Source organism: Klebsiella sp. G-Nf4, from assembly GCF_002810615.1.
GTDB lineage: Bacteria > Pseudomonadota > Gammaproteobacteria > Enterobacterales > Enterobacteriaceae > Klebsiella > Klebsiella variicola.
Genome location: NZ_PION01000008.1, coordinates 104016 through 130151, shown reverse-complemented (window position 1 = coordinate 130151; position 26136 = coordinate 104016). Strand labels below are relative to the sequence as shown.

Here is a 26136-nt window from a genome sequence, read left to right as displayed (position 1 = left end):
CTCCGTCAGAAGTCGTAGTTGTTGATGTTCTCTTTGCTGAACACCACGCGCTCCGGCAGCAGCACAATACCGTTGCCCTTCGCCTCATACTGGTAGCCCTGCACGCTATTCGGTTCGACCTTCAGCGAGCCGATATCTTTCACCTCAACGCTGTCGCCGACGTTTAGATCGCCCTTTTTCAGCAATCGATCGGCGACGTTAACCGCAATTTTGCCCTGCTGAACCACATCCCACAGGCCGAACGCTTTCACCGTGCCGCGCTCAACGTACGGGCGCATCACGTTCGGCGTACTAAAGCCGACAATCGCCACGCCCTGACGCTTGAGGTTCTCCGCCGCCTGCGCCGCCGCCGGCAGCGCATTGGCATCCGGCGCGATAATGGCGTCGAGATCCGGATACGCTTTTAAGATCCCCTCGGCGGTTTGCAGCGATTTGGTGGCATCGTTATAGCCAAACTGGGTGGTGACGATTTGCCACTGCGGATGCTCTTTTTCGATTTTGGCTTTGGCTTCCTTCACCCACTGGTTCTGGTCGGTTACCGTCGGGCTGGAGTAGAAAAACGCGACCTTGGCGGCAGGTTTGGTCACCTGTTTTTCCGCCATCTCGACCAGCAGGCCGCCGAGCTGCTGCGGCGTGCCCTGGTTGATATAGATGCTGCGGCACTCCGGCTTGGTATCGGAATCCCAGGTCAGGACTTTCACCCCGCGCTGCATCGCCCGCTTCAGCGCCGGGCACAGGCCGTCCGGCGAGACGGCGGAGACGATAATCGCGTTGTAGCCCTGGTTGACGAAGTTGTTGATAAGCTGCACCTGGCCGGAGACGCTGGGCTCGGTGGGGCCGTCATAGGTGACATCCACGCCCAGCGCTTTCCCCGCCTCTTTCGCGCCGTTGCCGCCGCTGGTAAAGAAGCCGACGCCGACCAGCTTAGGAATAAAGGCGATGCGGTCCGCCGCCTGTGCGGTAACCACGCTCATCGCCAGCGCCAGCACGATCAGTTTTAATTTCATTGTTATGCTCCGATTGTTTTATGCGAGAAAAGACGCCGCCAGGTCGCGCGCACCCATTCACGGTGCAGGCTCAGCGAGCGCCCCATCACCACCACAACCAACAGCGCCCCTGACAGCGCGCTCGACACCTGGTTGGGGATGCCGACCATCTGTAAACCCTGTTGCAGATACCCCACCAGCAATGCCGCCAGCGCGGTACCCAGTATCGATCCCGAGCCGCCGTAAATATTGGCCCCGCCGAGTACCGCCGCGGTCAGCGCCGGCATCAGCAGGTCGCGGCCCAGATCCGAACGCGCCGAGCCGAAATAGGAGACCATCACCAACGCCGCGACCGCCGAGGCGATACCGACCAGGCCATACAGCACATACGGGATGCCGTTCACCGACAGCGCGGCATAGCGCGCGGCGCGCGGGTTTTGCCCGAGTAAAAAGAGATGGCGGCCAAAGCGCCCGCGATGGGCCAGCAGCCAGAAGAAAAAGGTGATAATCGCGAACAGCACCAGCGGCAGCGGCAGTCCGGCGAGAGTTAAATTGGCGAAGGCGGTGAAGCTATCGGGGAAGCCGCCAATCCCCTCGTAACCGGTCGCGCCGGCCATCCCGGAAAGCAGCAGCGCGCCGCCGCCGTACAGATACAGCGTACCGAGCGTGATCACCAGCGGGCTGATGCCGGTGTAGTGGATCAGCGCGGCGTTGCATAACCCGCACAGCAGTCCCAAGAGCAACGTCAGCGATACCGCCAGCCACAGCGGCCAGCCCGCCTGGGTCATCACCCCGAGGGCGATGGCGCACAGGCCGATGGTCGAGCCCAGCGAAATATCGATCCCGCCGCTGATGATCACCAGCGTCAGCGGCAGCGCGACGATACCGATGCAGATAAAGTCGCTGGTGCTAAAGAGCAGCATATTGAGATCCAGCATGCGCGGATTCAGCGCGCCAAACAGCAGGATCTCCGCGATCAGCAACGCCAGCAGCGCGCTTTCCCAGTTAAGCTTCAGCTTCATTTAAGCCACCTCTTTGCTTTTGCGTTCGGGAAAGCGGGCAATCTGTTTGCCCCCTTTGTTACCGGGCTGGAAACGGCTGTACTTCAGTGCCCGCTGATGGCGGGCCAGTGCCTGGCGCAGGCGGCCATCGAGCACCAGCACGCCAAGCAGCACCAGGCCGGCGATAAAGTCATTCCACCAGGCGGGAAGGCGGAACAGCACCAGCACGGTGTCGATTTGGGTGAGGAAAAAGGCGCCGAGAAACGCGCCGAGCAGCGTGCCGGTACCGCCGAGCAACGAGATCCCGCCCAGTACGCAGGCGGCGATGGCTTTCATCTCCAGGCCGCTGCCGGTCTGATTAGGCACAAAACCAATCTGCGCGGCGAAGACGATCCCGGCGCAGGCCGCCAGCATACCGTTGAGGGTAAAAGCCAGCATCCGCGTGCGGTTGACCGCCACGCCAAGCTGACGCGCGGCGGCGAGGTTATCGCCAACGGCGTAAAAATCACGACCAAAGGCGGTGCGCGACAGCAGCCAGCCGCCCGCCAGCAGTAGCGCCAGCACCAGCCAGCCCAGCGGCGACACGCCGATAAACGCCGGCTCCGAGAGCGATTTCAGGCTGTCGGGCAAGCCTTCGATCCATTTCCCGCCGGTCCACAGCAACATCACCCCGCGATACAACCCCAGCGTACCGAGCGTCGCGACGATCGCCGGGATGCGCAGCCCCACCACCAGCAGGCCGTTAAACGCCCCGGCCAGCGCGCCAATCGCCAGCGCGAAGGCGATAGCCGTCGCCAGCCCGTAACCGTTGTTCAGCGCCACGCCGACGGCGATGGCGCACAGCCCAACGGTCGAGCCTACCGACACATCAATATTGCGGGTCAGCATCACCAGCATCGCGCCCAATGCCAGCAGGCAGAGGATCTGCGAGCTGGCGAAAATCATCGCCAGGGTCTGCAGGCTGAAATAGGCGGGATTGAGCGCCACCAGCACAACAAATAGCGCCACGATGGCAAAGAAGGCGCTCAGTTCGCGATTCTTCAGTAACGTTTTCATGCCTGCCCTCCGAAGGCCAGGGTCATCATGCGATCGACGGTCACCGCCTGCCGCGCCAGCTCGCCGCTGTAGCGGCCCTGATGCATCACCAGCACCCGGTCGGCCAGGCCAACGAACTCATCCAGATCGGAAGAGATCATCAGCACTGCCACATTTTGCGCGGCCACGCTTTTGAGTAGTTGATAGATATCGGCGCGGGCGGAGACATCCACGCCGCGCGTCGGCTCATCGACAATCAGCAGCAACGGATTAGCTTCCAGACAGCGCGCCAGCAGCACCTTCTGCTGGTTACCGCCAGAGAGGGTTCGCACCGGCTGATCGCCATCGGCCAGCTTGATCCCCAGCGCCCGGTGATAGCGCTCAACCACCGCCGCCTCCCGTTTCCCCTGCTGCCACCACGACGGCTGATTGAACATCACCGTGTTCCAGCGCACCGGCGCATCGAGAAACAGCCCCGAGACCTGGCGGTCTTCCGGGAGATAGACCAGCCCGCTGGCCAGCCTGGCGCGGGTGCTGTCGCGGCTGATCTCGCGATTCTCCAGCCAGATCCGCCCGGCGCGCGGTGGACGCAGGCCGTATAAGGTTTCGGCAAATTCGGTGCGCCCAGATCCCACCAGCCCGGCCAGACCGACGATCTCTCCGGCGCGGATCTCCAGATTGAGATCGATAAAGCCCTCTCCGGTGAGATCCTCCACTCGCAGCACGGGAAAATCCTGCGGTTGCGTACGGCGGTTGCCCGGCAGCGCCAGCCACAGCTTTTGCGTGTCGCTGAGCGCATGGTCTCGGCTGGCCGGCGTCATCGCGTTAATCAGTTGCTCATCGCGATAAGCCGCGGTCTCGCCGCTCAGCACCACCGCGCCATCGCGCATCACCGAAATATGGCTGGCAAGCTGGCGGATTTCGGGCAGTTTGTGAGAGATAAAGACGAGCCCAACGTCCAGCGCCTGTAACGCGCGGATCTGGCGAAACAACCTCTCGGTTTCACCCGGCGTTAAAGAGGCGGTGGGTTCATCCAGGATCAGGATCCGCGCCTCGCGCATCAGGCCACGCAGGATCTCGACCATCTGTTGATCGGCCACCTCGAGCGTGCTGGCGCTGGCATCGAGGTTGATCTGGCAGTTCAGCTGCTGCAGTTTGTCCTGCAACCGCGCGGCGGTATCCGCCCGCTTCGGCAGGCGGAAAAGAATGTTCTCGCGCACGCTGAGGTTGGGAAACAGCATCGGCTCCTGCGGCACCAGATAGATGCCTAACTGATGAGCCAGCGCCGGGTTGAGGCGCGCAAACGCGCGGTCGCCGAGCGTCAGTTCACCGCCGTCCGGCGTTTCAACGCCAGCGATGATCTTCATCAGCGTTGATTTACCCGCGCCGTTGCCGCCCATCAGCGCATGCACCTGGCCCGCGCCTAGCGTGAAATCGATGCCCTTCAGCACCGCAACGCCAGAGAACTGTTTGCAAATCTGGCGAGCTTCAAGCAGTGGCTTCATCGTCGCGCCTCGTTTGAACAAATGATTTTTAAATTTAATAATGTTCAAAAGCGTAGACGGTGAACTATATTTACAACCGTGCGAAGATCACAGTTTGGTGCTTTAGATCGTCAGGAAAAAAGGCGCCAGCGATGAAAGATCCGTTTTGCCAGTCGGCTCACACTTTCCGACCGCGCAATAGCGAACATATGATCTAAATTTTTATAAGAGTTCAATTTATGAGCGAAAAACGCATTACGGAAGAGAATCGCTACGCCGGGCTGGCGTTAGCCGAGGAAGAGCTGGTGGCGCGGGTGGCGTGGTGCTACTACCACGACGGCCTGACGCAAAATGACATCGGCGAGCGTTTGGGGCTGCCGCGGCTGAAGATTTCCCGTCTGCTGGAGAAAGGCCGCCAGTCCGGGGTGATCCGCGTGCAGATCAACTCGCGCTATGAGGGCTGTCTGGCGCTGGAAAGTGAACTCCAGCAGCGCTTTGGCCTCAAGATTGCCCGCGTGCTGCCGGCGCTCAATACCCCGCCGATGAATACCCGGCTGGGGATCGGCGCGGCGCAGTCGCTGATGGGCATTCTGCAACCGGGGCAATTGCTGGCGGTCGGCTTCGGTGAGGCCACCATGAGCTGCCTGCAGCATCTCAGCGGCTTTATCGGCTCGCAGCAGGTGCGGCTGGTGACCCTCTCCGGCGGCGTCGGCCCGTATATGACCGGCATCGGCCAGCTGGATGCCGCCTGCAGCGTCAGCATTATCCCGGCGCCGCTGCGGGTCTCTTCGGCGGAGGTCGCCGAGATCCTGCGCCGCGAGTCGAGCGTGCGCGACGTGATGCTGGCGGCGATGGCGGCGGACGCGGCGGTGGTTGGCATTGGCGCCATCGATCAGCGGCGCGACGCCACCATTCTGCGCTCCGGCTATATCAGCGAAGGCGAACAGCTGATGTACGCGCGCAAAGGCGCGGTCGGCGACATTTTAGGTTATTTCCTGCAGGCCGACGGCCGGCCGGTTGAAGGACTGGAGATCCATCGGGAACTCCTTGGCGTAACCCTTGATGAACTGGCGCAGCTGCCAACCATCGTCGGCGTCGCCGGGGGAGAAGAAAAAGCGCAGGCGATTTATGCCGCTCTGACTGGCAAGCGCATTAATGGCCTGGTAACGGAAGAGACAACAGCACGCGCGGTGCTTACCCTGGCCTCCTGATGGTCATACGCCGCGCGACAACAGCGAGGCGCATGTCATGAGTTACCTGTTAGCGTTAGATGCCGGGACCGGCAGCATTCGGGCGGTTATTTTCGATCTTAATGGCCACCAACTGGCGGTAGGCCAGGCCGAATGGAAACACCTGAGCGTCGATAACGTCCCAGGCTCGATGGAGTTCGACCTTACCACCAACTGGCAGCTGGCCTGCCAGTGCATTCGCCAGGCGCTCGACGCCGCCCGGCTCTCTGCCGCCGATATTCAATCCGTTGCCTGCTGTTCGATGCGCGAAGGGATCGTCCTCTATGATCGCGACGGCGAAGCCATCTGGGCCTGCGCCAACGTTGATGCCCGCGCCAGCCGCGAAGTGGCGGAGCTTAAGGAGATCCACGACTATCGTTTTGAATCCGAGGTATACGAGGTCTCGGGACAAACCCTGGCGCTAAGCGCCATGCCGCGCCTGCTGTGGCTGGCGCACCACCGCCCCGATATCTACCGCAAAGCGGCAACCATCACCATGATCAGCGACTGGCTGGCGGCGAAGCTATCCGGCGAGCTGGCGGTCGACCCGTCAAACGCCGGCACCACCGGCATGCTCGATCTGTTCAGCCGCGACTGGCGCCCGGCGCTGCTGGATATGGCCGGGCTGCGCGCCGATATGCTGTCGCCGGTCAAAGAGACCGGGAGCCTGCTGGGCGCCGTCACCGAAGCGGCGGCCCAGCAGAGCGGCCTGCGCGCCGGGACGCCGGTGGTGATGGGCGGCGGCGACGTCCAGCTCGGCTGCCTGGGCCTTGGGGTAGTGCGTGCCGGGCAAACCGCAGTACTCGGCGGCACTTTCTGGCAGCAGGTGGTCAACCTGCCGCAGGTGCGCACCGATCCGCAGATGAACATTCGCGTGAATCCGCATGTCATTCCCGGCATGGCGCAGGCGGAATCGATCAGTTTCTTTACCGGCCTGACCATGCGCTGGTTTCGCGACGCCTTCTGCGCGGAAGAAAAACTGATTGCCGAGCGGCTCGGCGTCGATGCCTATTCACTGCTGGAGGAGATGGCCAGCCGCGTGCCCGCCGGTTCCCACGGCGTGATGCCTATTTTTTCCGACGCCATGCACTTTAAGCAGTGGTACCACGCCGCGCCGTCGTTTATTAACCTCTCCATCGATCCGGAGAAGTGCAACAAAGCGACCCTGTTCCGCGCGCTGGAGGAGAACGCGGCGATTGTCTCCGCCTGCAACCTGGCGCAGATTTCGCAGTTCTCCGGCGTGACATTCGACAGCCTGGTGTTTGCCGGCGGTGGTTCGAAGGGAGCGCTGTGGAGCCAGATCCTCAGCGACGTCACCGGCCTGCCGGTGCGGGTGCCGGTGGTCCGCGAAGCCACCGCGCTGGGCTGCGCCATCGCCGCCGGAACCGGCGCCGGACTGTATGGCGATATGGCCAGTACAGGAGAACGGTTAGTGAGCTGGCACCGCGAGTTCACCCCTAATCCGCAGCATCGCGAGCTGTATCAGGAGATGATGAGCAAATGGCAGACGGTATACGCCGATCAGCTTGGCCTTGTCGATAGCGGGCTGACCACCTCAATGTGGCAGGCGCCGGGCCTGGAGCGCCGCCAGCGCATAATGTCTTCCCCGTCACCCTAACCCTCTCCCGGAGGGAGAGGGAACCGTCCGGCGCTAGCCTTGAATATTGGTGCCGGTCCCCCTCTCCCTTTGGGAGAGGGCCGGGGTGAGGGACAACGAGTTCCGTTCTTTGAATCCCATCACAATCACTGCACTCCCCTTTTCCCTTTTTCTCTGCGACGGCTAAATTAGTAACTCATCCGACCACATAACAATAATTTTACATTGGAAGCCATTATGAGCCGCTATCCGTCGCTTTTCGCCCCGCTTGAGCTGGGCTTCACAACGCTCAAAAACCGCGTGTTGATGGGCTCCATGCATACCGGGCTGGAAGAACTGCCGGACGGCGCGCAGCGGCTGGCAGCCTTCTACGCCGAGCGCGCCCGCCACGGCGTGGCGCTGATCGTCACCGGCGGCATCGCTCCGGCCCCCTCTGGCGTTACCATGGCCGGCGGCGCGGTACTCAACGATGCCAGCCATCTGGCGCACCATCGCCATATTACCGACGCGGTACACCAGGAAGGCGGCAAAATCGCCCTGCAGATCCTGCATACCGGGCGCTACAGCTATCAGCCCGCGCTGGTGGCCCCCTCGGCGCTACAGGCGCCGATTAACCGTTTTACGCCCCATGAACTGAGCCACGATGAGATCCTGACGCTGATCGATGATTTTGCCCACTGCGCCCAACTGGCGCGCGAAGCGGGCTATGACGGCGTTGAAGTGATGGGCTCTGAAGGCTATCTGATTAACGAATTCCTCGCCGCGCGTACCAACCAGCGCGACGATCAATGGGGCGGCGATTACACCCGCCGCATGCGTTTCGCCATTGAAGTGGTTAAGGCGGTGCGCCAGCGCGCCGGCCACGATTTCATTATCATCTACCGCCTGTCGATGCTCGATCTGGTCAACGACGGCAGCACGCTGGCGGAAGTCACCGAACTGGCCAAAGCGATTGAAGCGGCGGGAGCGACCATCATCAACACCGGGATTGGCTGGCACGAAGCGCGCATTCCGACCATCGCCACGCCGGTACCGCGCGGAGCGTTCAGCTGGGTCACCCGCAAGCTGAAAGGCGCGGTGTCGATCCCGCTGATCACCACCAACCGCATCAACGATCCGCAGGTCGCGGAGGATATTCTCGCCCGCGGCGATGCCGATATGGTATCGATGGCCCGCCCGTTCCTCGCCGACGCCGAATTTATGTCGAAAGCGCAGCGCGATCGCGCCAGGGAGATCAATACCTGCATCGGTTGCAACCAGGCGTGTCTCGATCGGATCTTCGCCGGCAAAGTCACCTCTTGTCTGGTCAACCCGCGCGCCTGTCATGAAACCCTGATGCCGGTCCTGCCTGCCAACGCGCCTAAACGGCTGGCGGTCGTCGGCGCCGGGCCGGCCGGTCTAGCCTTCTCCGTTAACGCCGCCGCCCGCGGTCATCATGTCACGTTGTTCGATGCGCTCCCGGAGATCGGCGGCCAGTTTAATATCGCCAAACAGATCCCCGGCAAAGAAGAGTTTCACGAGACGTTGCGTTACTACCGCACCATGCTCGATCTTCATGATGTCGATCTACGCCTGAACACCCGCGTCACGACAGACGATCTGCTGGCGTTCGATGAGACGATCCTCGCCACCGGCATCGCCCCGCGCCTGCCGGCGATCGACGGGATCGATCATCCCAAAGTGCTGAGCTACCTTGATGTCTTGCGCGATAAAGCGCCGGTTGGCGCGAAGGTGGCGATTATCGGCTGCGGCGGCATCGGCTTCGACACCGCGATGTATTTAAGCCAGTCGGGCGCGGCCACCAGCCAGAATATCGGCGAGTTCTGCCGTGAATGGGGTATCGATACCAGCCTGCAAACGGCGGGGGGGCTGAGTGCTGAAGGTCCGCAACTGAGTAAAAGCCCACGACAGATTGTGATGCTGCAGCGCAAAGCCAGTAAACCGGGCGAAGGGCTCGGCAAAACCACCGGTTGGATCCACCGCGCGACGCTGCTGGCGCGCGGCGTGAAAATGATCCCGGCGGTCAGCTATGAAAAGATCGATGATGAAGGGTTACATGTCACTATCGGCGGCGAGCGCCAACTGTTGGCGGTCGATCAGGTAATTATCTGCGCCGGTCAGGAGCCGCGCCGCGAGCTGGCGGAACCGCTGCGCGCGGCGGGGAAAACGGTACATCTCATCGGTGGTTGTGACGTGGCGGCAGAGCTGGATGCGCGCCGGGCGATTGCCCAGGGCACTAAACTGGCGCTGGCGATTTAGCGCTGTCCCGGGGGCGGCGCGATGCGCCTTCCCCGGGCTACCACGATAATCCCGGACGGTAGCCCGGCTAAGGCGACAGCCGCGAGCCGGGGAAACAGCGACAAGAATCAGCGCTGCTTACGCACCTTGGTTGCTTTCAAAATGACAAACTTATTGTTCGTCGCAATCGTCGTGCAATTACCAAACGCGCGCTTCAGTCGGTAGCCCGGCTAAGGCGACAGCCGCAAGCCGGGGGAAACAGCGACACGAATCAGCGCTGTTTACGCACCTTGGTTGCTTTCAAAACCACGAACTTATTGTTGGTCGCAATGGTAGTGCAGTTGCCGAAAGCGCGCTTCAGTCGGTAGCCCGGCTAAGGCGACAGCCGCAAGCCGGGGAAACAGCGACAAGAATCAGCGCTGTTTACGCACCTTGGTTGCTTTCAAAACCACGAACTTATTGTTGGTCGCAATGGTAGTGCAGTTGCCGAAAGCGCGCTTCAGTTTACGGAAGTAATCAAGATGGCGGTTGCCGACGACGTACAGCTCGCCGCCGTATTTCAGGCTGCGACGGGCGTCGTTAAACATCTGCCAGGCAATATGATCGGTAATCGCGTGCTGCTGATGGAACGGCGGATTGCACAGAATCGCCGTAAAGCGATCCGGCTCAATGCCGGAGAGCGAGTTGTTCACCATAAATTCGCAGCGCTCGATATCATCCGGCAGGTTGTGCTCGACGTTCAAACGGCTGGAAGCCACCGCCATATGCGACTCATCGGTAAACATCACACTGGCGTTCGGGTTCTGCGCCAGCGCCTGCAGGCCAATCACTCCGTTGCCGCAGCCGAGATCGGCGATCTCGCCTTCCAGATCGGACGGCAAATGTTCGAGGAAGAAGCGCGCGCCGATATCCAGGCCGCTGCGGGCAAAAACGTTGGCATGGTTATGGATGGTCCACGGCGTGCCGTCCAGCTTCCAGCTGTAGGTTTGCGGCGCATCGGCAAGCTTAGGCGCGGTGAAAACGCAGTGGATCAGACGCGCTTTTTTCCACGCCAGCGAGGTGGTGGTGGTGCCAAGGATTTTCTCAAATAGCGCCAGCGTCGAGTTGTGCACATCACGGGCTTTCGCCGCGGCGATAATGCGGGTTTCCGGCGTCACCACTTCGCGCAGGGCGCGCAGCTGCTGTTCGAGCAACGCCAGCTGTTTTGGCACCTTAATCAGCACCAGCGCCGGCGCGGCCGGCAGCGGGCTCAGGCTATCCTGAAAGCGAACGCTCTCTTCATCGATACCGTTCATCCGCAGGTTGTGGCGGGTCGCCAGCTCGGAAATAAAGGAGTCGTTGATGCTGACCGGGTTGCGCGCCGCCAGCGCGCAGGCGAGCGCGCCGAAGCCGTCGTTGAAGATGAGCGTCAGGCCGTCGACGTCATTCACCTGTTGCAGCAGATATTCATCCGCCGCTTCCCATGCCTGTAGCGCTTCTTCTTCAGCGTTAGGTGGGAACCGCTCTAATGTGAATAACTCACCGTTTAACTCTGCCTGGCTCATCGCCTCTCCGCCTCCGGAATACTAAAACCCGCGAGTTTATACGCAAATCCTGTCCAGTTGAAGAGAGATCGCTGATCATCGCCGCTCAGCGTAGATCGCCCTCGTCATCAGCTCGCAGCAGCGTTATCGACGCGCGGGCGCCGGGCATCAGCTGCTGCAGATAGCCTACCAGCTGCTCTCCCGCCTCATGCAGGACCGACAACGGCATCGCCGGCAGGCTTTCGAGAATAAACCACATCGTCTTCGCGCCACTGTCCAGCCGGGTGCGTACGCCCTGTCGCCAGTTCCAGCGTCGGCAGGTTACGCCTATATCATCCCGCCAGATGACTTCGCCCGGCTCCGGATATTCCACCACCGGCTCTGCCGATTTTAGCGTATCGAATGGCTCATCGCCGTGGGCAATGGTCAGCCGCGGTTCGCCACGGTAGGCGGCCAGATTTTCCCCACCGACCGGGACGGCATAGCGAATGCTGATCGCGTTGTAGATATCCACCACCGGATCGATGGCCGGCAGGCTCCCCTCTTTCAGCACTCGCTTGCGCAGCGCCTGCGCCGAACAGGGGGTACGTTTCGCCTTCGCGCCGAAGGCGCTGAACGCTTCATCCCATGCCGCCAGGTGCGCTTGCGCCCAGGGCACATCATCCTGCTGCACCGCCAGGCAGGCCTCGGCCAGCGCCTGCTCCGCGACGCCGGGATCGGCCACCGGCGCGCTTTCCACCACAATACTTAATGCCCGAAAGCCCGGCACCAGGCGGCTGACCGCAGATTCGATTGACGGCGTTACGCTACGCATTCGATAATCCTGTAATGACCAATTTGTTTCATCATAGTGACCAATGAACGTAAAAGTCAATATAACGACCGATTCAGGATCTAATGTCGACCAGGTAAGTCGGGCCGTCGCCACGCGGCTGAAGGCCTACCGTAAAGCGAAAAAAATGTCGCTGGACGAGCTGTCGCGCCGGGCCAGCATCAGCAAAGGTATGCTGGTCGAGATGGAAAAAGAGGCTGCCAACCCCAGCATTGCGATCCTCTGCAAACTCGCCGCCGCGCTGGGCGTATCGGTGGCAGATATTGTCAATGTGGCAAGCGAACCCGCGTTGCATATTATTCCCGCCGAGCAGATCCCCACCCTCTGGCATGGCCCGCTGGGGGGCAGCGCCAAGCTCCTCGCCGGCACCGCCGGGCCGAATATGATTGAGCTCTGGCGCTGGGAGATGCAGCCCGGCGAAGCCTTTACCTCGCCCGGCCACCCGGCGACAACCTTCGAGCTGCTGCACGTGGAAGCCGGCGCGCTGACGCTGACGCTTGGCGAGACCTGCCGCACGGTGGCGGCCGGGGAATCCGCGGTGGCCCGTACCGAAACGGAGCACGGGTACCGGAATGCGGGGCCCGCGCCGCTAGTCTTTACCATGACCGTGGCTGAACTGCCCTCCTGACAGACATAATGATAAGACGATGACAAAACTCATTTATTTACAGGGCTATCCTGAATCACTGCTGTCGCAGGTGACGGCTTTAATCGAGCAAGACCGCCTCGGCGAGGTGCTGCAAAAGCGTTATCCGCAGGGGCATGATGTTAACAGCGATAAAGCGCTGTATCAGTATACCCAGGATCTGAAGGCCCGCTTTCTGCGCGGGGCGGCGCCGATCAACAAAGTGATGTACGACAGTAAAATCCACGTGCTGAACAATGCGCTCGGCCTGCATACCGCGATTTCCCGCGTTCAGGGCGGCAAGCTGAAAGCCAAAGCGGAGATCCGCGTAGCGACAGTGTTTCGCGACGCGCCGGAGGCCTTTCTGCGCATGATCGTGGTCCATGAACTGGCGCATTTGAAAGAGAAGGATCACAACAAAGCTTTCTACCAACTGTGCTGCCATATGGAGCCGCAGTACCATCAACTGGAGTTCGATACCCGCCTGTGGCTGACGCACCTTTCGTTAAATCGTTCTGCGTAGTGACGCACTGGTTTTGTCATGATGGCATGATAGAGTGACGACAGGTTCCCTTTAATGGAGTTCGTCAACGTTTATGATACGTTTCGCAGTTGTTGGCACAAACTGGATCACCAAGCAGTTTGTCGATGCCGCCCATGAAACCGGCAAATATAAACTTACCGCCATCTACTCCCGCAGCCTCGAACAGGCGCAAGCCTTCGCCAATGACTATCCGGTCGAGCATCTCTTTACCTCGCTCGATGAACTGGCACAGAGCCCTGACGTTGACGCGGTCTATATTGCCAGCCCGAACTCGCTGCACTTCCCGCAGACCCGGCTGTTCCTGAGTCACAAGAAGCACGTCATTTGCGAAAAGCCGCTGGCATCGAACCTGCAGGAAGTCGAGGCGGCGATAGCGCTGGCGAAAGAAAATAACGTTGTGCTGTTTGAAGCCTTTAAAACCGCCAGTCTACCTAACTTTCTGCTACTGAAAGAGACGCTCGCTAAAGTGGGCAAACTGCGCAAAGCCTTCATCAACTACTGTCAGTACTCCTCGCGCTATCAGCGCTACCTTGACGGCGAAAACCCCAACACCTTCAACCCGGCGTTCTCTAACGGTTCGATTATGGATATCGGCTTCTATTGCCTCGCGTCTGCCGTGGCGCTGTGGGGCGAACCGCGGGCCATTCTTGCCACCGCCAGCCTGCTGGACAGCGGCGTAGACGCCCAGGGCACCGTGGTGCTGAGCTATGGCGACTTCGACGTGACGCTGCATCACTCCAAAGTTAGCGATTCCGTGATCCCCAGTGAAATTCAGGGCGAAGACGGCGCGTTAGTGATCGAAAAAATCTCCGAATGTCAGAAGCTGGCGTTTGTGCCGCGCGGCGGTAAAGCCCAGGACCTGACGCAGCCCCAGCACATTAATACTATGCTGTATGAGGCGGAGACCTTTGCGCGCCTGGTGGAGACACAGGATATTGATCACCCGGGCCTGGCAGTGAGCCGGATCACGGCCAAACTGTCGAGCGAAATTCGTCGCCAGACCGGAGTGATCTTCCCGGCCGATACGCAGCCGCTGGCGTAAAAGAGTGTAAAGGCCGGACCGGCCGCCATTGACGAAAACCGCCCTGTGACATATTTTGTTACGTGCAAAGGGGAGTAACTTCCTTGCCGGTTGATCGTCATTACGATGCGTGCAATACCGCATCCGGTCGCCGGGCAATAACCAAAGCCCATCGCGATGTACTTTGGTTGTTGTAAGTGAGACCTTGCCGGAAGGCGAGGTCTATGCATAAAAGCGCAGCGGCTGCCGTCTTCCGACGTCAGCCGTTTTGTTTTTATGTAAGGAATATCAAATGAATACTGTCGGCACGCCGTTGCTATGGGGTGGGTTCGCTGTCGTCGTCGCGATCATGTTGGCGATCGACTTGCTGCTTCAGGGACGACGCGGTTCGCATAGCATGACCATGAAGCAGGCCGCGGGCTGGTCAATCCTCTGGGTCACACTTTCTCTGCTGTTCAACGCCGCGTTCTGGTGGTATCTGGTACAAACCCAGGGCCGGGCCGTCGCCGATCCGCAGGCCTTAGCCTTCCTCACCGGTTATTTGATTGAAAAAGCGCTGGCGGTCGATAACGTCTTCGTCTGGTTGATGCTGTTCAGCTATTTCGCCGTACCGCCTGCTCTGCAGCGCCGGGTGCTGGTGTATGGCGTGCTGGGCGCGATTGTTCTGCGTACCATCATGATCTTCGCCGGCAGCTGGCTGATTTCGCAGTTCGACTGGTTGCTGTATGTCTTCGGCGCCTTCCTGCTGTTTACCGGCGTGAAAATGGCGCTGGCGAAAGAAGATGACTCCGGCATCGGCGATAAACCACTGGTGCGCTGGATCCGCAGCCATCTGCGAATGACGGATAAAATCGAGAGCGAGCGCTTCTTCACCCGTAAAAACGGGGTGCTGTTCGCCACGCCGCTGCTGCTGGTGCTGATTCTGGTGGAACTGAGCGACGTGATTTTCGCCGTCGACAGTATCCCGGCGATCTTCGCGGTGACCACCGATCCGTTCATCGTCCTGACCTCTAACCTGTTCGCGATCCTCGGCCTGCGCGCCATGTACTTCCTGCTGGCGGGGGTCGCCGAGCGCTTCTCGATGCTCAAATACGGTCTGTCGGTGATCCTGGTGTTTATTGGCGTGAAGATGCTCATCGTCGACTTCTACCATATCCCGGTCGCCATCTCGCTGGGCGTGGTGGGGGGCATCCTGGCCGTCACGCTGCTGATTAACGCCTGGGTCAACAAGCAACACGACAAGCAGCGCAAACTGCCTGAGTAATCTGCACAACGCGCCGTCGGCCATCGCCGACGGCAATCTCTGCTCATGTCACAGTTATGTTACTACATAGTTAAAAAACAAGATCAAGATTAAAATCACAGCATTTTACGCTTCCCGCCCGCCGTTCTTTCCGTATACTCGACTATGCAAACATCTACTTACATCCTGACATAAACGTAACAAATAATACGTGGCTGGGATGGCTTGCTACATCACTGGAAGGAATGAATTATGACCACACGCACTCCCCCATCGGGGTGGATCGCACGCCTGGCGCAAGGCAGCCTGGTGAAACAAATTTTAATCGGTCTGGTGCTTGGCGTGCTGCTGGCGCTGGTCTCTAAGCCAGCGGCCATTTCCGTCGGTCTGCTGGGGACCCTGTTCGTCGGCGCGTTAAAGGCGGTGGCGCCGGTGCTGGTATTGATGCTGGTGATGGCCTCCATCGCCAACCATCAGCACGGACAAAAAACCAGTATTCGCCCCATTCTGTTTCTCTATCTGCTGGGCACCTTCAGCGCAGCCCTGACCGCGGTGTTGTTTAGTTTTGTCTTTCCGTCATCACTGCATTTAACCACCGCCGCCGACAGCATCACGCCGCCATCGGGGATTGTCGAAGTGCTGCGCGGCCTGCTGATGAGTATGGTATCCAACCCGATCGACGCCCTGCTGAACGCCAACTATATCGGCATTCTGGTGTGGGCGGTGGGGCTGGGCTTCGCCCTGCGTCACGGTAACGACACCACCAAAAACCTGATCAACGATGTCTCCCACGCGGTGACCTTCATCGTCAAAGTGGTGATCCGCTTTGCGCCGCTGGGGATCTTCGGTCTGGTCTCTTCCACCCTGGCGACCACCGGTTTCGAGACCCTATGGGGCTACGCCCAGCTACTGCTGGTGCTGGTCGGCTGTATGCTGCTGGTAGCGCTGGTGATTAACCCGCTGCTGGTGTTCTGGAAAATCCGCCGTAACCCCTATCCGCTGGTGCTGACCTGCCTGCGCGAAAGCGGCGTCTACGCGTTCTTCACCCGCAGCTCCGCCGCCAACATTCCGGTGAATATGGCGCTGTGTGAAAAGCTGAATCTGGATCGCGATACCTATTCGGTCTCCATTCCACTGGGGGCGACCATTAATATGGCGGGCGCGGCGATCACGATCACCGTGCTGACGCTGGCGGCGGTGCATACGCTGAATATTCCGGTGGATCTGCCGACGGCGCTGCTGCTGAGCGTGGTCGCTTCGCTGTGCGCCTGCGGCGCCTCCGGCGTGGCGGGCGGTTCGCTGCTGCTGATCCCGCTGGCCTGTAATATGTTTGGGATCCCGAACGATGTCGCGATGCAGGTGGTTGCCGTCGGCTTTATTATCGGCGTGCTGCAGGATTCCTGCGAAACCGCGCTGAACTCCTCCACCGACGCCCTGTTTACCGCCGCGGCCTGCATAGCGGAAGACGACCAGCTGGCGAAAAACGCCCTGCGCAGCTAATGCCTTTCCCCTCCGCTATCGGGCGGAGGGGCTCTTTTCCTGGACTGCGTTTTCAACCTTAAACGGATCGATGCCGCGCTTTTGCATTCGGCGGAAGCGAATGATATTCAGCCCGTTGACGATCAGAAAACTGCCTTCAATCAGCGTCCCGCCAATCGAACCCAGCCACAGATTATGCGTGACCCAGCAGGCGGTGGAGCACCACATCACGCAGCGCACGGTCAGCCCTTTGCAGCGAAACAGCGCCCAGGTGCTGGCAACGGTGCCAATGATCGGCAGCAGCTCCATGGCATGCTGCAGCTCGCCAAGGCCGAGGATCAGCGTCAGGAGAATGAATACCGTCATCACCCACAGGCTGCGGGTGCGCAGGGAAATGACCGTACGTAGCGCATTGAGCCCGGCGCTCATCCCGGCCGGCGCGGCGCCCATCAGGAAAAAATGGACGCCGATAATGGCGCTATAGCCCGCCAGCTGAAGCCTGAAGCGACGTTCGTCGCGGTTGATAAAGGTGGTAATACCGATAAGAAAGGCGATGACGCCGACACCCTGGGCCAGCCAATACGCGGTCATGAAAGCTCCCTGACTGAAAAAAACAAACGGCGCTTCACTGGCTGAAACGCCGCTGTTACGAGCCCGATGGCGCTACGCTATCAGGCCGATACACGATCCACGCCCCTGGGCGCCAATGTGAATCCCCCTTTACAGGGTAACACCGCTTTTAAAGATGGCCAGCTCGCGGAAGTCATTCTGTTCATTACAGGTCGGTTTACCGTTGGCGAAAGCCACAATGGCATCCACAAACTCCTCCAGCAGCTGCGGCATCGCTTTGCCGTGGATCAGCTGCCCGGCATCAAAGTCGATCCAGTGCTTTTTCTTTGCCGCCAGTTCGCTGTTGGTGGCGATCTTCACCGTCGGCACAAAGCCACCGTACGGCGTGCCGCGTCCGGTGCTAAACAACACCATATGACAGCCGGCACCGGCCAGCGCGCTGGTGGCGACCGCGTCGTTGCCCGGCGCGCTCAGCAAATTCAGACCATGAACCTTCAGGCGCTCGCCGTAGCGCAGGACATCCACCACCTGGCTGGAACCCGCTTTCTGAGTACAGCCCAGCGACTTATCTTCCAGGGTGGTGATCCCCCCGGCTTTGTTACCCGGGGAAGGGTTTTCGTAAATAGGCTGGTCGTGGGCGATAAAGTACTGCTTAAAGTCATTGACCATGGTCACCAGCTTGTCGAAGGTCGCTTCGTCGCGGCAGTGGCTCATCAGCAGCTGTTCAGCACCGAACATCTCCGGCACTTCGGTCAGCACGGTGGTGCCGCCGTTGGCGATCACATAGTCTGAGAAGCGGCCCAGCATCGGGTTAGCGGTAATGCCCGACAGGCCGTCCGATCCCCCGCACTCGAGGCCAAACTTCAGCTCGCTCAGTTTGCCCGGCTGGCGTTTATCCTGACGCATCACTTCATACAGCTGATGCAGATGCGCAACCCCCGCTTCCACTTCATCGTCCTGGTGCTGGCAAACCATAAAGTGCACACGCTGCGGGTCAAACTCGCCCAGCGTCTCGCGAAAGGCATCAACCTGGTTGTTTTCACAGCCAAGGCCGACCACCAGCACCGCCCCGGCGTTCGGGTGACGAACCATATTTTGCAGCATGGTGCGGGTGTTGATGTGGTCGTCCCCGAGCTGCGAGCAGCCATAGGTGTGGCTGAAGAGATGCACCCCATCGATATCCTCAGCGCCATACGTCTCTTTCAGGAAACGGTTCTGCATTTGTCTGGCCATGGCGTTAACGCAGCCGACGGTCGGCAGGATCCACAGCTCATTGCGCACGCCGACGTCGCCGTTGGCGCGACGATAAATCTGCACTTCGCGATCTGCAGGCTGTGGCGGTTGGGCAACCTGGTCTGGTTGATAGCGATACGCGTCAAGGTCGCTGAGATTGGTGCGCGTATTATGCGCATGAACATGCTCGCCCGGCGCGATATCCGCCAGCGCATGGCCAATCGGCAACCCGTACTTAACGACGTTTTCCCCTTTCGCGATAGCGCGCAGTGCAAACTTGTGGCCGCGAACGATATCCTGGCCGAGGGTGACCGAGTCCTTATCAATCGTCACCACGCTACCGGCAGCGATATCCGCCAGCGCGACCGCGACGTTATCCTGCGAATGGATTTTAATGTATTGCATATCAACCGACCTCTGGCCTTAGTTCAGTTCAATGGCGAAATAGTCACGCGCATTGTTAAAGCAAATGTTTTTCACCATCTCGCCCAGCAGCGCGATATCCGCAGGCGCTTCGCCGGCTGCCACCCAACGGCCGATCATCTGGCACAGAATGCGGCGGAAGTATTCGTGGCGCGTGTAGGAGAGGAAGCTGCGGCTGTCGGTCAGCATCCCGACAAAGCGGCTCAGCAGGCCGAGCTGCGCCAGTTGGGTCATCTGCCGCTCCATGCCGTCTTTCTGATCGTTGAACCACCAGCCGGAGCCGAACTGCATCTTGCCCGGCATGCCTTCCCCCTGGAAGTTACCGATCATGGTGCCCAGCACTTCGTTATCGCGCGGGTTCAGGCAGTAGAGAATGGTTTTCGGCAGCAGGTTCTCTTCGTTCTGCTTGCTCAGCAGCTTAGACAGCTCTTCCGCCATCGGGCGATCGTTGATCGAGTCGAAGCCAACGTCTGGGCCTAACAGTTTGAACTGACGCAGGTTGTTGTTACGCAGTGCACCGATATGGTACTGCTGCACCCAACCGCGACGGGCATATTCTGCGCCGAGGAACACCAGCACCGCGGTTTTGAACTGCGCCACTTCGTGTTCGCTGAGGGTCTCGCCAGCCAGACGGCGCGCCAGAATGGCGTCCAGCTCGGCGTCGGTCGCTTCCGCAAACAGCACCACGTCCAGCGCGTGGTCGGAGACCTTGCAGCCGTGTGCGGCAAAGTGGTCCAGACGTTTGGTCAGAGCGCTTTGCAGGTCCGCGAAACGGCGAATATCGGTATCGGACACCTCACCCAGCTTAGCCATGTAGTCGTTAAAGGTCGCCTGCTCGATGTTGAACGCTTTATCCGGGCGCCAGCTCGGCAGCACTTTGATATCAAAGGAGGTATCTTTGGCGACAACCGCATGGTGCTCCAGCGAATCGATCGGATCGTCGGTGGTACCGACCATTTTCACATTCATCTGCTTCATGATCCCGCGGGCGGAGAAGGCGTCCTGAGCCAGTAAATCATTGCACTGGTCCCAGATCTCATCGGCGGTGGAAGGCGACAGCAGCTTACCTGTAATACCAAATGGACGACGCAGTTCTAAATGGGTCCAGTGGTATAACGGGTTGCCGATAGTATGGGGTACGGTGGCTGCCCAGGCGTCAAATTTCTCGCGATCGGACGCATCACCGGTACACAGGCGCTCCGGTACGCCGTTAGTGCGCATAGCGCGCCATTTGTAGTGATCGCCTTTCAGCCAGATGTCATACAGATTTTTGAAGCGATAGTTTTCGGCAACCTGCTGCGGCGGAAGGTGGCAATGGTAGTCGAAAATGGGCTGATCTTTGGCGTAATCGTGGTACAGACGGCGCGCAAACTCGGTATCGAGGAGAAAATCTTCAGTCATAAACGGTGTCATTCGCGTGTCCTCTTCGCTCCGTAGCGGGAGCCTTTCAGATGATTGACTACAATGCTGACAAAGTTATCACACCAATTTCTACAGACCGAGCTGTTTTTCGTGAGTTAGATCAATAAACGTCGATAAAAAAACGACCGCCTCATCGGAAATCACCCCGGCAGAGCGCGCCATTTCTGGCTTTCCCGGTAAGGGCTAAAGACCACACTAACTTTCCCACTTTTGTGACAGCACTCAACTTTTAAAGTTGTATGACAAGTTATCTTTCTGCCGTCGCAACATATAAACCGACGGAATGCATTACCGGTGTTTATGGCATCGGCTTATACGGAATGGATACCGACTTTCAACATAACAACTGATGGTAAGGTTCGGGCCAGAGGGGATCGCCCTCCTGAACCCCCCGTTTCGCTTTCCCGATCGCTTATCGCGCTCGGTAAAGGCCGCACCTGGTGCGGAAAGATAACAGACGATGAGGTTTACATGCGTAAAATTAAAGGGTTACGTTGGTACATGATTGCGCTGGTGACGCTGGGCACCGTGCTGGGCTACCTGACTCGTAACACCGTGGCGGCGGCCGCACCGACGTTGATGGAAGAGTTACACATCTCGACTCAACAATACTCCTATATCATTGCAGCCTATTCCGCTGCCTACACCGTCATGCAGCCTGTCGCGGGTTATGTCCTCGATATTCTCGGGACTAAAATCGGCTATGCCTTCTTCGCTATCGCCTGGGCGATATTCTGCGGCTCAACCGCACTGGCAGGCAGCTGGGGCGGCCTGGCGCTGGCTCGCGGCGCGGTCGGCGCAGCGGAAGCCGCGATGATCCCCGCCGGGCTGAAAGCCAGTTCCGAATGGTTCCCGGCAAAAGAGCGCTCTATTGCGGTGGGCTACTTCAACGTCGGTTCCTCTATTGGCGCCATGATCGCGCCGCCGCTGGTGGTGTGGGCGATTGTCATGCACAGCTGGCAGATGGCGTTCATTATCTCCGGGGTATTGAGCTTCGCCTGGGCCATCGCCTGGCTTATCTTCTACAAACACCCGCGCGACCAGAAAAAATTATCTGACGAAGAACGCGACTACATCATTGGCGGCCAGGAATCTCAGCATCAGACCAATAACGCGAAGAAAATGTCGCCTTGGCAGATCCTGCGCAACCGTCAGTTCTGGGGTATCGCCCTGCCGCGCTTCCTCGCCGAGCCGGCCTGGGGGACCTTTAACGCCTGGATCCCGCTGTTCATGTTCAAAGTTTACGGCTTTAACCTGAAAGAGATCGCGATGTTCGCCTGGATGCCGATGCTGTTCGCCGACCTCGGCTGCATCGTTGGCGGTTACCTGCCGCCGCTGTTCCAGCGCTGGTTTGGCGTCAACCTGATCGTGTCGCGTAAAATGGTGGTCACCATGGGTGCCCTGCTGATGATTGGCCCAGGCATGATCGGCCTGTTCACCAGCCCATATATCGCCATCGCGCTGCTGTGCGTCGGCGGGTTTGCTCACCAGGCGCTGTCCGGGGCGCTGATCACCCTCTCTTCCGACGTCTTTGGCCGTAACGAAGTCGCCACCGCCAACGGCCTGACCGGGATGGCCGCCTGGCTGGCCAGCACCATGTTCGCCCTGGTCGTCGGCGCGCTGGCCGATACCATCGGCTTTAGCCCGCTGTTTGCGGTACTGGCCGTCTTTGACCTGCTGGGCGCGCTGGTTATCTGGACGGTGCTGAAAAATAAACCGGCTGACGATGACTCAACACCGCTTAGCAGCCGCAAACCGGCCACGCAGAGTTAGATCTTGTGGTGATTTCACCGCGTATTGAGCCGCCTTCTCAGGCGGCTTTTTCATGCCTGCCAGTGGTGGAAAGCGTGTAAAAGTGGTATAACAAATCGAATATTGTCGCCATCTTGCGGGAGCGAATATGGAAATCATTGAACCACGCCGTCTGTATCAGCAGCTTGCCGCTGAGCTGAAGACGCGCATCGAACAAGGTGTCTACCTTGTAGGGGATAAGCTGCCCGCCGAGCGCTTTATCGCCGATGAAAAAAACGTCAGCCGCACCGTGGTTCGTGAAGCCATTATCATGCTGGAAGTGGAAGGGTATGTCGAAGTCCGCAAAGGGTCGGGTATTCACGTCATCTCCAACCATCCCAAGTACCAGCAGGTGGCCGATGAAAGCCTTGAGTTTGCCAACTATGGTCCCTTTGAACTGCTGCAGGCGCGGCAGCTGATTGAAAGCAATATTGCCGAATTCGCGGCGACTCAGGTGACCAAACAGGACATCATGAAGCTGATGGAGATTCAGGAGAAAGCGCGCAACGAGAAATGTTTCCGCGACTCCGAGTGGGATCTCCAGTTTCACGTCCAGGTGGCGCTGGCCACGCAGAACAGCGCGCTGGCGGCAATCGTTGAAAAAATGTGGACCCAGCGCGTGCATAACCCATACTGGAAAAAACTGCATGAGCATATCGACCTGCGCACGGTCGATAACTGGTGTGACGATCACGATCAGATCCTGAAAGCCCTGCTGCGTAAAGATCCGAACGCCGCCAAGCTGGCGATGTGGCAGCATCTGGAAAATACCAAGCAAATGCTGTTTAACGAAACCAGCGATGACTTTGAATTTAATGCCGATCGCTACTTATTTGCCGACAATCCGGTGGTTCATCTCGATACGGCGGCCAACAGCGCAAAATAATCACTTTTCCTGAGGGCGCGCGGTCCCTGCGCGCCTGCCCGCCAGGCCGGCTGGAGTAAGCAAAACATATATAGTGTCAGCCTGTGTAAATCCTCTCGCCTCCCATCGCCGCAATCAGCAAAATCAACGAGCAACACCTTGCAATTTCTCTGACGTAAAGTCAGCTGATTTGTTACAATTAGATGCATTTTGCCGTTCTGGTGGTAGGTGTTTACTTACTTCAGTCTTATACAGGGAAGCGTTCAGAGCGCCTAAGCAGCGACCAAAATCTCATAAAAATCTTGTCGCCCAACATGCCACGCGCTCAGACGTGCCGTTAACCGATGTACCAGGAATCGTGAATGGAACTTTTAACCCAGTTATTGAATGCCTTGTGGGCTCAGGATTACGAAACGCTCGCGAATCCCTCCATGATTGGCATGCTGTATTTTGTCTTGTTTATGATTTTGTTCCTTGAGAACGGGTTGCTGCCTGCCGCGTTTTTACCGGGGGATAGTCTGCTTGTGCTCGTGGGCGTGCTGATCGCCAAAGGGGCGATGGGCTTTCCGGAAACCTTGCTGCTGCTCACCGCCGCCGCCAGCCTCGGCTGCTGGCTGAGCTATATTCAGGGGCGCTGGCTGGGCAATACGCGGATCGTGCAAAACTGGCTGTCGCATCTGCCCTCTCACTACCATCAGCGCGCGCATCACCTGTTTCATAAGCATGGACTCTCCGCGCTGTTGATCGGCCGCTTTATCGCCTTCGTGCGTACGCTGTTGCCGACGATTGCCGGCCTTTCAGGCCTCAATAACGCTCGCTTTCAGTTCTTTAACTGGATGAGCGGACTGCTATGGGTACTCATCCTGACCTCGCTGGGCTATCTGCTGGGCAAAACCCCGGTATTCCTCAAGTATGAAGATCAGCTGATGTCCTGCCTGATGCTCCTTCCGGTTGCGCTGCTGGTCTTCGGACTGATCGGCTCGCTGGTGGTGCTGTGGAAGAAAAAATACAGAAGCCGGGGCTGAAGATGGTCATAAAACGCCCCTCCCTGCGCCAGCTGAGCTGGCTGCTGGGTGGCTCTCTTGTGCTCTGCGCGCTGTTCTGGCTCTGGCTGGCGGTGCAGCAGCAGGAGGCCACACTGGCGATCCGTCCGGTTGGCCAGGGCGTCAGCATGCCGGACGGCTTCTCCGTCTGGCATCACCTCGACGCCAACGGTATCCGCTTCAAGAGCATTACGCCGCAAAAAGATGGTCTGCTGATTAAGTTCGACTCCACCGCCCAGGGTGCGGCGGCGAAAGAGGTTCTCGGTCGCGCTCTGCCACATGGTTATATTATTGCCCTGCTGGAGGACGATAACTCGGCCACCGCCTGGTTATCCCGTCTGCGCGACGCGCCTCACCGGCTCGGGTAAACTACCGCCGTACTGCGTTTTTTACGCAGTCTGGTGGTTTCCTGCATTTGTTACTATGCTTAAACCTGCGGGAATCAACACATTCCCGTTCACCATCGGGAACGGGTATATCCTCCGGGTATACCCTCAGACAATGGAAGGTACTATCCATGAAACACCGCATCGCTCTGCTTCTGGCCCTGACTTCACTTAGCGCCAGCGCCATAGCAGCCTCTCCCTGCCAGGAAAAAGAGCAGGATATTCAACGAGAGATCAGCTATGCCGAAAAGCATCATAATCAAAGTCGCATTGATGGGCTAAATACCGCGCTACGTCAGGTACGGGAGAACTGCAGCGACAGTAAACTCAAAGCCGATCATCAGCAAAAAATTGCCAAACAACGGGAAGAGATCGCCGAACGTCAGCGCGATCTGCAGGAAGCCCGGAAGAAAGGCGATGCGGACAAAATCAATAAACGCCAGCATAAACTCAATGAAGCGCAACAGGAGTTAAAAACGCTGGAGTCTCGGGACTACTAATAACAGTTAACTTTCGCAACACGGACCACGCTACAGGAGAACGACATGGCTAAAGAGAATGTGACTGAAGACCTTCGTGCAGAACTGAAAACGCTGGCGGATACCCTGGAGGAAGTTCTGAATTCCTCGGCGGACAAGTCGAAAGAAGAGATTGGTAAACTGCGTAGTAAAGCAGAGAGCGCGCTAAAAGAGAGTCGTGCCCGCCTGGGTGAAACCAGCGATGCGATTTTGCGTCAAACGCGTGAGACCGCCGCGCGGGCGGATGATTATGTTCGCGAAAACCCGTGGACAGGAGTCGGGATTGGTGCCGCCGTCGGGCTGGTACTGGGTGTCCTGCTGTCGCGTCGCTGATTATGGCGAACACTCAACACTCGCAGGGGCCGGGTCAGCGCGTGTTCTCCATTGGCCAGCGCATTGTCACGCTGCTGGTCGAAATGGTGGAAACACGGCTGCGCCTGGTCGTCGTGGAGCTGGAGGAGGAGAAAGCCAACCTCTTCCAGTTGCTGATCATGACCGGACTGACGCTGCTGTTTGCCGCGTTTGGCCTCATGAGTCTGCTGGTGCTGGTTATCTGGGCCGTTGACGCCCAGTATCGCCTGCACGTCATGATCGCCACCACCGTCGTTCTGCTCCTCGCCGCCGCGATCGTGGGTATCCTTACCCTACGTAAGGCGCGCCGCTCCACGCTGCTGCGCCTGACGCGTAAAGAGCTGGAGAACGACCGTGCCCTTCTGGAGGACGATAAACCGTGAATGGCCGACAGGAGCGTGAACGGCAAAAGGCGCTGCTACTGCGCCAGATCCAGCAGCAACGACTGGAGCTTAGTGCCTGTCGTCGCCACTGGCTGGAGGCGACAGCGCCCCTCGATCGCGGCTGGAATACGCTGCTGAGTTTACGTTCGTGGCTGATGGTTGGCAGCGGTCTGATGGCCGTCTGGTCCATACGCCACCCGCACTTTTTAATGCGCTGGACCAAACGCGGTCTCGGACTGTGGAGCACCTGGCGGATGGTCCGCGGGATCCTGCGCCAGTCGTCAATACGCTAGCAGCCCGGAGCGCGGGCGCTT

At 59.0% G+C, this 26136-nt stretch carries 25 protein-coding genes and 1 pseudogene; 16 read left to right on the top strand and 10 right to left on the bottom strand.

Going from position 1 to position 26136, the window contains the following annotated elements; genetic code table 11:
* Positions 1 to 5: 5 nt before the first annotated feature.
* The 4 genes from lsrB to lsrA are packed head-to-tail and all read right to left on the bottom strand — an operon-like array spanning position 6 to position 4527.
* Complete coding sequence (lsrB, locus tag CWM57_RS17390; protein WP_074387537.1) at positions 6 to 1007, bottom strand: autoinducer 2 ABC transporter substrate-binding protein LsrB; 1002 nt, start codon at positions 1005 to 1007, stop codon at positions 6 to 8.
* A gap of 2 nt (positions 1008 to 1009) precedes the next feature.
* The gene (gene lsrD, locus CWM57_RS17385; protein ID WP_100676266.1) at positions 1010 to 2008 is read right to left on the bottom strand and encodes an autoinducer 2 ABC transporter permease LsrD; all 999 of its coding nucleotides are present in this window, start codon (positions 2006 to 2008) and stop codon (positions 1010 to 1012) included.
* The gene (lsrC, locus tag CWM57_RS17380) at positions 2009 to 3043 is read right to left on the bottom strand and encodes an autoinducer 2 ABC transporter permease LsrC (protein WP_100676265.1); all 1035 of its coding nucleotides are present in this window, start codon (positions 3041 to 3043) and stop codon (positions 2009 to 2011) included. It lies immediately after the preceding gene.
* Positions 3040 to 4527: an autoinducer 2 ABC transporter ATP-binding protein LsrA gene (lsrA, locus tag CWM57_RS17375; RefSeq protein WP_100676264.1), complete on the bottom strand. Its 1488-nt coding sequence runs from the start codon at positions 4525 to 4527 to the stop codon at positions 3040 to 3042. Before lsrA ends, lsrC begins: the two co-directional genes overlap by 4 nt.
* Positions 4528 to 4745: 218 nt before the next feature.
* Here lsrA and lsrR point away from each other — a divergent pair, with 218 nt between their 5' ends.
* The 3 genes from lsrR (at position 4746) to CWM57_RS17360 (ending at position 9591) form a co-directional block, all read left to right on the top strand.
* Positions 4746 to 5717, top strand: coding sequence for a transcriptional regulator LsrR (gene lsrR / locus CWM57_RS17370; protein ID WP_100676263.1), 972 nt, complete (start codon positions 4746 to 4748; stop codon positions 5715 to 5717).
* Between the two features lie 37 nt (positions 5718 to 5754).
* On the top strand, positions 5755 to 7353 hold the full coding sequence (lsrK, locus tag CWM57_RS17365) for an autoinducer-2 kinase (protein ID WP_100676262.1): 1599 nt from the start codon (positions 5755 to 5757) through the stop codon (positions 7351 to 7353).
* 216 nt (positions 7354 to 7569) lie between these two features.
* Complete coding sequence (locus tag CWM57_RS17360) at positions 7570 to 9591, top strand: NADPH-dependent 2,4-dienoyl-CoA reductase (protein WP_100676261.1); 2022 nt, start codon at positions 7570 to 7572, stop codon at positions 9589 to 9591.
* A gap of 107 nt (positions 9592 to 9698) precedes the next feature.
* Here CWM57_RS17360 and CWM57_RS28445 read toward each other — a convergent pair.
* From CWM57_RS28445 to CWM57_RS17350, 3 genes and pseudogenes are all read right to left on the bottom strand, one after another.
* Positions 9699 to 9791 (bottom strand): annotated as a pseudogene (locus CWM57_RS28445) (hypothetical protein); the annotation flags it as partial.
* A 192-nt stretch (positions 9792 to 9983) separates the two neighbouring features.
* Positions 9984 to 11114, bottom strand: a complete 1131-nt coding sequence (rlmG, locus tag CWM57_RS17355; RefSeq protein WP_074387531.1) for a 23S rRNA (guanine(1835)-N(2))-methyltransferase RlmG — start codon at positions 11112 to 11114, stop codon at positions 9984 to 9986.
* Between the two features lie 85 nt (positions 11115 to 11199).
* Positions 11200 to 11907, bottom strand: a complete 708-nt coding sequence (locus CWM57_RS17350; RefSeq protein ID WP_074387530.1) for a B3/4 domain-containing protein — start codon at positions 11905 to 11907, stop codon at positions 11200 to 11202.
* A gap of 43 nt (positions 11908 to 11950) precedes the next feature.
* On the opposite strand from CWM57_RS17350, the gene CWM57_RS17345 reads away from it, so the two are divergent.
* From CWM57_RS17345 to sstT, 5 genes are all read left to right on the top strand, one after another.
* Positions 11951 to 12553, top strand: a complete 603-nt coding sequence (locus CWM57_RS17345; RefSeq protein ID WP_100676260.1) for a helix-turn-helix domain-containing protein — start codon at positions 11951 to 11953, stop codon at positions 12551 to 12553.
* Between the two features lie 19 nt (positions 12554 to 12572).
* The gene (locus CWM57_RS17340; RefSeq protein WP_074387528.1) at positions 12573 to 13073 is read left to right on the top strand and encodes a M48 family metallopeptidase; all 501 of its coding nucleotides are present in this window, start codon (positions 12573 to 12575) and stop codon (positions 13071 to 13073) included.
* Between the two features lie 73 nt (positions 13074 to 13146).
* Positions 13147 to 14136 carry a Gfo/Idh/MocA family protein gene (locus CWM57_RS17335; RefSeq protein ID WP_100676259.1) on the top strand — a complete coding sequence of 330 codons (990 nt, stop codon included), beginning with the start codon at positions 13147 to 13149 and terminating at the stop codon, positions 14134 to 14136.
* A gap of 271 nt (positions 14137 to 14407) precedes the next feature.
* Positions 14408 to 15379: a TerC family protein gene (locus tag CWM57_RS17330; RefSeq protein ID WP_008806577.1), complete on the top strand. Its 972-nt coding sequence runs from the start codon at positions 14408 to 14410 to the stop codon at positions 15377 to 15379.
* 231 nt (positions 15380 to 15610) lie between these two features.
* Entirely contained in the window at positions 15611 to 16858 is a 1248-nt protein-coding gene (gene sstT, locus CWM57_RS17325) for a serine/threonine transporter SstT (protein ID WP_100676258.1), read from the top strand.
* A 15-nt stretch (positions 16859 to 16873) separates the two neighbouring features.
* Here sstT and CWM57_RS17320 read toward each other — a convergent pair whose 3' ends face one another.
* The 3 genes from CWM57_RS17320 to uxaC all read right to left on the bottom strand — a co-directional run bounded on the left by CWM57_RS17320 (position 16874) and on the right by uxaC (position 20476).
* Entirely contained in the window at positions 16874 to 17428 is a 555-nt protein-coding gene (locus CWM57_RS17320) for a YgjV family protein (protein ID WP_100676257.1), read from the bottom strand.
* 129 nt (positions 17429 to 17557) lie between these two features.
* Positions 17558 to 19045, bottom strand: coding sequence for a UxaA family hydrolase (locus CWM57_RS17315; RefSeq protein ID WP_064169987.1), 1488 nt, complete (start codon positions 19043 to 19045; stop codon positions 17558 to 17560).
* 18 nt (positions 19046 to 19063) lie between these two features.
* Complete coding sequence (gene uxaC / locus CWM57_RS17310; protein WP_012967190.1) at positions 19064 to 20476, bottom strand: glucuronate isomerase; 1413 nt, start codon at positions 20474 to 20476, stop codon at positions 19064 to 19066.
* Positions 20477 to 20956: 480 nt separating this feature from the next.
* On the opposite strand from uxaC, the gene CWM57_RS17305 reads away from it, so the two are divergent.
* The 8 genes from CWM57_RS17305 (at position 20957) to CWM57_RS17270 (ending at position 26115) form a co-directional block, all read left to right on the top strand.
* On the top strand, positions 20957 to 22258 hold the full coding sequence (locus tag CWM57_RS17305; RefSeq protein ID WP_074387524.1) for an MFS transporter: 1302 nt from the start codon (positions 20957 to 20959) through the stop codon (positions 22256 to 22258).
* A 127-nt stretch (positions 22259 to 22385) separates the two neighbouring features.
* Positions 22386 to 23162, top strand: a complete 777-nt coding sequence (gene exuR / locus CWM57_RS17300) for a transcriptional regulator ExuR (RefSeq protein WP_012967188.1) — start codon at positions 22386 to 22388, stop codon at positions 23160 to 23162.
* 341 nt (positions 23163 to 23503) lie between these two features.
* Positions 23504 to 24166 (top strand): DedA family general envelope maintenance protein YqjA, encoded by a 663-nt coding sequence (gene yqjA / locus CWM57_RS17295; RefSeq protein WP_004206121.1) that lies wholly within the window; start codon positions 23504 to 23506, stop codon positions 24164 to 24166.
* 8 nt (positions 24167 to 24174) lie between these two features.
* Positions 24175 to 24552: an EnvZ/OmpR regulon moderator MzrA gene (gene mzrA, locus CWM57_RS17290; protein WP_162493301.1), complete on the top strand. Its 378-nt coding sequence runs from the start codon at positions 24175 to 24177 to the stop codon at positions 24550 to 24552.
* Positions 24553 to 24701: 149 nt separating this feature from the next.
* The gene (locus tag CWM57_RS17285) at positions 24702 to 25070 is read left to right on the top strand and encodes a DUF1090 domain-containing protein (protein WP_008806585.1); all 369 of its coding nucleotides are present in this window, start codon (positions 24702 to 24704) and stop codon (positions 25068 to 25070) included.
* A 45-nt stretch (positions 25071 to 25115) separates the two neighbouring features.
* Positions 25116 to 25421, top strand: coding sequence for a DUF883 family protein (locus CWM57_RS17280; protein ID WP_061153229.1), 306 nt, complete (start codon positions 25116 to 25118; stop codon positions 25419 to 25421).
* A 2-nt stretch (positions 25422 to 25423) separates the two neighbouring features.
* Positions 25424 to 25822 (top strand): phage holin family protein, encoded by a 399-nt coding sequence (locus tag CWM57_RS17275; protein ID WP_061153228.1) that lies wholly within the window; start codon positions 25424 to 25426, stop codon positions 25820 to 25822.
* A complete protein-coding gene (locus tag CWM57_RS17270; RefSeq protein ID WP_074387523.1) occupies positions 25819 to 26115 on the top strand; it encodes a YqjK-like family protein in 297 nt (98 codons plus the stop codon). The genes CWM57_RS17275 and CWM57_RS17270 overlap by 4 nt, the downstream gene beginning before the upstream one ends.
* The last annotated feature ends 21 nt before the right edge of the window (positions 26116 to 26136 follow it).

Bases quoted from the DNA above. Each gene is read 5' to 3' on its own strand.
- lsrB (WP_074387537.1), bottom strand. From the start codon at position 1,007: ATGAAATTAAAACTGATCGTGCTGGCGCTGGCGATGAGCGTGGTTACC.
- lsrD (WP_100676266.1), bottom strand. From the start codon at position 2,008: ATGAAGCTGAAGCTTAACTGGGAAAGCGCGCTGCTGGCGTTGCTGATC.
- lsrC (WP_100676265.1), bottom strand. From the start codon at position 3,043: ATGAAAACGTTACTGAAGAATCGCGAACTGAGCGCCTTCTTTGCCATC.
- lsrA (WP_100676264.1), bottom strand. From the start codon at position 4,527: ATGAAGCCACTGCTTGAAGCTCGCCAGATTTGCAAACAGTTCTCTGGC.
- lsrR (WP_100676263.1), top strand. From the start codon at position 4,746: ATGAGCGAAAAACGCATTACGGAAGAGAATCGCTACGCCGGGCTGGCG.
- lsrK (WP_100676262.1), top strand. From the start codon at position 5,755: ATGAGTTACCTGTTAGCGTTAGATGCCGGGACCGGCAGCATTCGGGCG.
- CWM57_RS17360 (WP_100676261.1), top strand. From the start codon at position 7,570: ATGAGCCGCTATCCGTCGCTTTTCGCCCCGCTTGAGCTGGGCTTCACA.
- rlmG (WP_074387531.1), bottom strand. From the start codon at position 11,114: ATGAGCCAGGCAGAGTTAAACGGTGAGTTATTCACATTAGAGCGGTTC.
- CWM57_RS17350 (WP_074387530.1), bottom strand. From the start codon at position 11,907: ATGCGTAGCGTAACGCCGTCAATCGAATCTGCGGTCAGCCGCCTGGTG.
- CWM57_RS17345 (WP_100676260.1), top strand. From the start codon at position 11,951: ATGAACGTAAAAGTCAATATAACGACCGATTCAGGATCTAATGTCGAC.
- CWM57_RS17340 (WP_074387528.1), top strand. From the start codon at position 12,573: ATGACAAAACTCATTTATTTACAGGGCTATCCTGAATCACTGCTGTCG.
- CWM57_RS17335 (WP_100676259.1), top strand. From the start codon at position 13,147: ATGATACGTTTCGCAGTTGTTGGCACAAACTGGATCACCAAGCAGTTT.
- CWM57_RS17330 (WP_008806577.1), top strand. From the start codon at position 14,408: ATGAATACTGTCGGCACGCCGTTGCTATGGGGTGGGTTCGCTGTCGTC.
- sstT (WP_100676258.1), top strand. From the start codon at position 15,611: ATGACCACACGCACTCCCCCATCGGGGTGGATCGCACGCCTGGCGCAA.
- CWM57_RS17320 (WP_100676257.1), bottom strand. From the start codon at position 17,428: ATGACCGCGTATTGGCTGGCCCAGGGTGTCGGCGTCATCGCCTTTCTT.
- CWM57_RS17315 (WP_064169987.1), bottom strand. From the start codon at position 19,045: ATGCAATACATTAAAATCCATTCGCAGGATAACGTCGCGGTCGCGCTG.
- uxaC (WP_012967190.1), bottom strand. From the start codon at position 20,476: ATGACACCGTTTATGACTGAAGATTTTCTCCTCGATACCGAGTTTGCG.
- CWM57_RS17305 (WP_074387524.1), top strand. From the start codon at position 20,957: ATGCGTAAAATTAAAGGGTTACGTTGGTACATGATTGCGCTGGTGACG.
- exuR (WP_012967188.1), top strand. From the start codon at position 22,386: ATGGAAATCATTGAACCACGCCGTCTGTATCAGCAGCTTGCCGCTGAG.
- yqjA (WP_004206121.1), top strand. From the start codon at position 23,504: ATGGAACTTTTAACCCAGTTATTGAATGCCTTGTGGGCTCAGGATTAC.
- CWM57_RS17285 (WP_008806585.1), top strand. From the start codon at position 24,702: ATGAAACACCGCATCGCTCTGCTTCTGGCCCTGACTTCACTTAGCGCC.
- CWM57_RS17280 (WP_061153229.1), top strand. From the start codon at position 25,116: ATGGCTAAAGAGAATGTGACTGAAGACCTTCGTGCAGAACTGAAAACG.
- CWM57_RS17275 (WP_061153228.1), top strand. From the start codon at position 25,424: ATGGCGAACACTCAACACTCGCAGGGGCCGGGTCAGCGCGTGTTCTCC.